Below are 6,920 nucleotides of genomic sequence, written 5' to 3' on the forward strand. Positions count from 1 at the left end.
AAGCCTGTGACAGGTCAACGGTCCTTTCCATATACGTGGTTGCGCCGCTGTATACCGCTCCTGCCTTGGCGGCGAACCCTACTCCGCCGTAAGCTACCGTGTTCTGGTCTACCCATGAATCAGTGGTGTAGACACTGGGCAGCGTTAGGGTCGTGTCAGCAGGATAATCAAATACCTGAGCTTGTCCCTGTAATGCTACTTTGATATCATCCACCCATGCGGTCTGGGCGTCATCGCCTGTTGCTTCGTTATTAATGTATGTCCACCTGATCCTGTAGGTCTGGCCTTTTGCCAAAGCTATGGCCGTAGCGGCCTGCCAGTCCGCTCCGCCGGCTATTGTCTGCTCGCTGACCAGGTTATCGAGGCTGTCATATATCTCTATCTTTAATTGCTTGTCTCCAGTAGATGTCTTCCAGTTAAAGTTCAGCGTTCCATCTGTGGAAGCCTGTGACAGGTCAACGGTCCTTTCCATATACGTGGTTGCGCCGCTGTATACCGCTCCTGCCTTGGCGGCGAACCCTACTCCGCCGTAAGCTACCGTGTTCTGGTCTACCCATGAATCAGTGGTATAGACACTGGGCAGCGCAATGACTGTATTGGAGGGACGATCGAATGCTTCGGAAACATTTAGGATAACCTTGAAATCATCCACCCATGCGGTCTGGGCGTCATCGCCTGTTGCTTCGTTATTAACATATATCCATTTAATTGTATAGACCTGGCCTTTTGTAACACTGACCGACGCCTGCTGCCAATCTACTCCGCCGGCTACTGTCTGCTCTCCGACCAGGTTGTTCAGGCTGTCATATACTTCTACCTTTAATTGTTTGTCTCCCGTGGATGTCTTCCAGATAAAGCTCAGGGTTCCGTCTGTTGTAGCCTGTGACAGGTCAACGGTCCGCTGCATATATGCGGAAGCGCCGCTGTATACAGCTCCTGCCTTGGCGGCAAAGCCTGTTTCGCCGTAAACTATCGTGTTCTGGTCGACCCATGAGTCAGTAGTGTAAATGGCCGGCAATGTAATTGTCGTATTAGGAGGATAATCAAACCACTCTGTCTCCGGGGCCAATGTTAATTTAATATTGTCGACCCATGCGGTCTGGGCGTCATCGCCTGTAGCTGCCGTATTTGCGTATATCCATTTAACCGTATATGCCTGGCCCTTGGCTAATGTTATGGTGGCGGCATCCTGCCAGTCAGTACCGCCTGTTATTGTTTCCTGGGCCACCAGGTTGTTCAGGCTGTCATATACTTCTACAGTAAGAGCTTTGCCTGCGCCATCGGATGCCTTCCAGGCAAAGTTCAGATGGCCATCGGTTGTGGCTGTAGTGAGATTCACCTGTCTCTGCATATATGTGGTAGCGCTGCTGTATACAGCTCCTGCCTTGGCGGCAAAGCCTGTCTCGCCGTATGCTACCGTATTCTGGTCTACCCATGAATCAGTGGTGTAGACAGCCGGCAACGTAATAGATACTCCGGCAGGATATTCGAACTGGTGAAGTTTAGGATCAAGCGTTACATTGATATTGTCGACCCATGCGGTCTGGGCGTCATCGCCTGTTGCTTCCGTATTGGTGTAGGTCCACTTGACCGTGTATGTCTGGCCCTTAGCTAATGTAATAGGATCAATTGCCTGCCAGTCGGTGCCGCCTGTTATTGTTTCCTGGGCCACCAGGTTATTCAGGCTGTCATATACCTCTACTGTCATGGTCTTGCCGGCGCCTTCTGATGTCTTCCATACGAAACTGAGTTTTCCGTCTTTCTCGGCAAAAGTCAGGTTCATCTGTCTCTGCATGTATGTGGTGGCGCCATTGTATGCAGCTCCTGCCTTGGCGGCAAAACCTGTATCCCTATAAGCTGTAATATTCTGGTCGACCCATGAGTCAGTGACATATTCGACCGGCAGAGTAATAGTCGTATTGGCAGGATAATCGAATGACTCTGTTTCTGTAGCAAGATCTACATTGATATTGTCGACCCATGCGGTCTGGGCGTCATCGCCCGTGGCTTCCGTATTGGTATATATCCATTTTACAGTATATATCTGGCCTTTTGCTAATGTGATAGGACTGATCGCCTGCCAATCCATGCCGCCTGTGACGGATTGCTGGGCTATCAGGCTATTCAGGCCGTCATATATCTCTACTGTCATGGTCTTGCCGGCGCCTTCTGATGTTTTCCATACAAAGTTGAGTATTCCATCGTTCTGGGCTACGGTAAGGTCGACCTGTCTCTGCATGTATGTGGTGGCGCCATCGTATACAGCCCCTGACTTGGCGGCAAAACCTGTATCTCCATAAGCTGTAATATTCTGGTCGACCCATGAGTCAGTGGCATATTCGACCGGCAGAGTAATAGTCGTATTGGCAGGATAATCGAATGACTCTGTTTCTGTATTAAGGCTTATATTGATATTGTCGACCCATGCGGTCTGGGTATCGTCACCTGTGGCTTCTGTATTGGTATATATCCATTTTACAGTATATATCTGGCCTTTTGCTAATGTGATAGGACTGATTGCCTGCCAATCCATGCCGCTGGCTAGCGAAGCCTGGGCTACGAGGTTGTTCAGGCTATCGTATACTTCTACTGCAAGGGCTTTACCTTCTCCGTCAGATGTTTTCCATAGGAAGTTCAGCTTGGCATCGATCTCGGCAGTAGTAAGGTCGATCTGCCTTTGCATGTATGTGGTGGCGCCGTTGTATACTGCCCCTGCTTTGGCGGCAAACCCTGCCCCGCCGTAAGCTAATGTATTCTGCTCGACCCATGAATCAGTAGTATATTCGATCGGCAGCGTTAGGGCCGTATTGGCAGGATAATCGAAAGATTGACCGGCCGCATTGAGCGTTACATTGATATTATCGACCCATGCGGTCTGGGTGTCGTCGCCAGTGGCTTCTGTATTGGCATAGGTCCACTTAATTGTGTAGACCTGGCCCTTGGCTAATGTAATAGGAGTGATGGTCTGCCAATCTACTCCGCCGGCTATGGATGTCTGGGCTACCAGGTTATTAAGGCTATCGTACACTTCTACTGTAAGGGCCTTACCTGCGCCCTCGGATGTCTTCCATACAAAGTTAAGTTGACCGTCTAAGGCAGCCTGTGAAAGGTCGATGGTCCTTTGCATATATGCTGTGGCGCTGTTGTATACAGCCCCTGCTTTAGCAGCGAATCCTGTATCGCCGTAAGCCAGCGTATTCTGACTAACCCACAGATCAGTAGTATAGGCAACCGGCAATGCAATTGTCGTATTGGCAGGATGATCGAACGACTGTTCTTCTGTGTTAAGCATTACATTGATACTGTCAACCCAAGCAGTCTGGGTATCGTCGCCCGTGGCTTCTGTGTTGGTATATATCCACTTGACCGTATAGACCTGCCCCTTAGCTAATGTAATAGGACTGATGGTCTGCCAATCTGCTCCACCGGCTATAGAGGCCTGGGCTACCAGGTTATTCAGATTGTCATATACCTCTACTGTAAGGGCCTTACCTGCGCCATCAGATGTCTTCCATACAAAGTTGAGATTTCCATCATTCTGGGCTGCGACAAGATCTATCTGTCTCTGCATATATGTAGTGGCGCCGCTATATACAGCACCTGCCTGGGCGGCAAATCCTATATCGCCATAAGCCAATGCATTCTGGTCGACCCATGAATCGGTGGTATATTCTGCCGGCAACGCGATTGTCGTATTGGCAGGATGATCGAACGACTGTTCTTCTGTGTCGAGAGTTATATTGATATTATCTACCCACGCCGTCTGGGCGCTGTCACCCGTAGCTTCTGTATTGGTATAGGTCCACTTAATAGTGTAGGCCTGGCCTTTGGCTAATGTAATAGGAGTGATGGTCTGCCAGTCGGTGCCGCCGGCTATTGTCTGCTGCGCTATAAGATTATTAAAGCTGTCATATACCTCCACTGTCATGGCCTTGCCTGCGCCTTCCGATGCCTTCCATACAAAGCTGAGTTGCCCGTCTGTTTCTGTAGTGGTCAAGTTCACCTGTCTCTGCATGTATGTGGTGGCGCCGTTGTATACTGCCCCTGATTGCGCAGCGAATCCTGTATCGCCATAAGCAATAATATTCTGGTCGACCCATGAATCGGTGGTATAGGCAGCCGGCAACGCAACTGTCGTATTAGCAGGATAATCAAACAACTCTGTCTGCGCATTAAGCACTACATTGATATTGTCGACCCATGCGGTCTGGGTGTCATCGCCAGTGGCTTCTGTATTGGTATAGGTCCACTTAACCGTGTAGATCTGGCCTTTAGCAAGAGCTATAGGACTAATGGCCTGCCAGTCGGTGCCGCCGGCTATTGATACCTGACCTACTAGATTATTCAGGCTATCGTATACTTCTACTGTAATGGCCTTGCCTGCGCCCTCGGATGTCTTCCATACAAAGTTGAGGTTCCCGTCACTCTGGGCTTCGGTAAGGTCAAGCTGTCTCTGCATGTATGCAGTGGCGCCATTATATACAGCGCCTGCCTTGGCTGCGAACCCTACGTCTCCGTAAGCCAATATGTTCTGGTTGACCCATGTATCAGTGGTGTATTCAACAGGCAGTGTAATGGTCGTATTCTCAGGATAATCGAATATTTCCCCGGCTGCCTTGAGCGTTACATTGATATTATCGACCCATGCGGTTTGGGTATCATCGCCTGTAGCTTCTGTATTGGTGTATGTCCACTTAATCGTATAAACCTGGCCCTTAGCTAATGTGATAGGATCAGCTGCCTGCCAGTCGGTGCCGCCAGCTATAGATGTCTGGGCTACCAGGTTATTCATGCTGTCATATACTTCTACTGCAAGGGCCTTGCCTGCGCCGTCAGATGTCTTCCATACAAAGTTGAGCATTGCATCTATAGCAGCCTGAGACAGATCAACTGTTCTCTGCATATATGTAGTAGCTCCATTATATATGGCTCCTGACTTGGCTGCGAATCCTACTCCGTTGTAAGCCAGGGTATTCTGGTTGACCCATGAATCAGTAGTATATTCGGGAGGCAGCGTAAGGGTCGTATCAGCAGGATAATCGAACGGCTCTGTCGCCGCATCAAGCGTTACATTGATACTATCGACCCATGCAGTCTGGGTATCATCACCTGTGGCTTCCGCATTCGTATATATCCATTTAACCGTGTATGTCTGGCCCTTAGCTAATGTTATGGTTTCAGCCTGCTGCCAGTCTGCTCCACCGGCTATAGTTTGCTGGGTTATAAGATTATTGGTACTATCATACACTTCAACCGTAAGGGCCTTGCCTGCGCCGTCAGATGTCTTCCATACAAAGTTGAGGTTTCCATCGCTCTGGGCACCGGTTAGATTCACCTGTCTCTGCATGTATGTGGTGGCGCCGTTATATACAACCCCTGCCTGTGCCGCGAATCCGCTATCATCGTAAGCTAATACATTCTGGTCGACCCAGGTATCAGTGGTATATTCAGCCGGTAGGTTAATTATTGTATTAGCAGGATAATCGAACGGCTCTGCTTCTGCGTTTAGCATCACATTTATATTGTCGACCCATGCGGTTTGGGTATCATCACCTGTAGCATCTGTATTGGTGTATGTCCACTTAATCGTATAAACCTGGCCCTTAGCTAATATAATAGGATCAGCTGCTTGCCAGTCGGTGCCGCCGGCTATTGAGACCTGGCCTATTAGGTTATTCAGGCTATCGTATACTTCTACTGTAATGGCTTTGCCTGCGCCCTCGGATGTCTTCCACATAAAGTTGAGCGTTCCGTCCATAGTAGACTGTGCCAGGTCAACGGTTCTTTGCATGTATGTTGTAGCGCCGTTGTATACGGCTCCCGACCTCGCGGCGAACCCTACTCCACCGTAAGCTATTGTATTCTGGTTGATCCATACATCAGTTGTATATTCAGTAGGCAGCGCAAGGATAGTATCTGCAGGATACTCAAACGGTTCTGTTTCTGGATTGAGAGTTATATTAATATTATCTACCCATGCGGTCTGGGCGTCATCGCCTGTAGCCTCCGTATTGACGTATATCCACTTAATAATGTAGTTCTGGCCTTTTGCTAATGTAATAGGATCGATTGCTTGCCAGTCGGTGCCGCCGGCTATAGATGTCTGGGCCACCAGGTTGTTAAGGCCATCGTATATCTCTAATGTCATGGCCTTGCCTGCGCCATCGGATGCTTTCCATACAAAGTTCAGCTTGCCATCGGTCTCTGCAGCGGTCAGGTTCACGATCCTCTGCATATATGTGGTGGTACCGTTGTATACGGCTCCTGCCCTTGCCGCAAATCCGCTGTCACCGTAAGCTACGGCATTTTGATCGACCCATGAGTCAGTGGTGTAGGCAGCCGGCAATGCAACTGTTGTATTATCAGGATAATCGAACGGTTCCGTCTCTGAATTTAATGCTACATTGATATTATCGACCCATGCGGTCTGGGTATCATCACCTGTGGCTTCTGTATTGGTGTATATCCATTTGACCGTATATATCTGGCCTTTTGCTAATGCGATAGGAGTAATTGCCTGCCAATCTACTCCGCCCGTTATTGAAGTTTGGGCTATCAGGTTATTAGTAGCATCATATACTTCTACTGTCATGGACTTGCCTACGCCATCAGATGTTTTCCATATAAAGTTAAGCATTCCATCTGTCTGGGCAGAGGTCAAGTTCAGATGTCTCTGCATATATGTAGTGGTAGCGTTATACACAGCGCCTGCTTTGGCTGCGAACCCTACTCCGCCGTAAGCCACCGTATTCTGGTTTATCCATGTATCAGTTGTGTATTCAGCAGGCAGCGTAAGGGTTGTATCAGCAGGATAATCGAACGGTTCCGTCTCTGCATTTAGGGTTATGTTGATATTGTCGACCCATGCGGTCTGGGTATCAGCACCAGTTGCGTCCGCATTCGTATTGGTCCACTTAATG

General features: G+C 49.0%; 1 protein-coding gene. It reads right to left on the minus strand.

The window, feature by feature from the left end; genetic code table 11:
- On the minus strand, positions 1-6,920 hold a 6,920-nt coding region (locus WC359_14150; GenBank protein ID MFA5401587.1), incomplete at both ends, for a hypothetical protein.

It is taken from the genome of Dehalococcoidia bacterium, from assembly GCA_041653995.1.
Classification (GTDB): Bacteria; Chloroflexota; Dehalococcoidia; order GIF9; family UBA5629; genus CAIMUM01.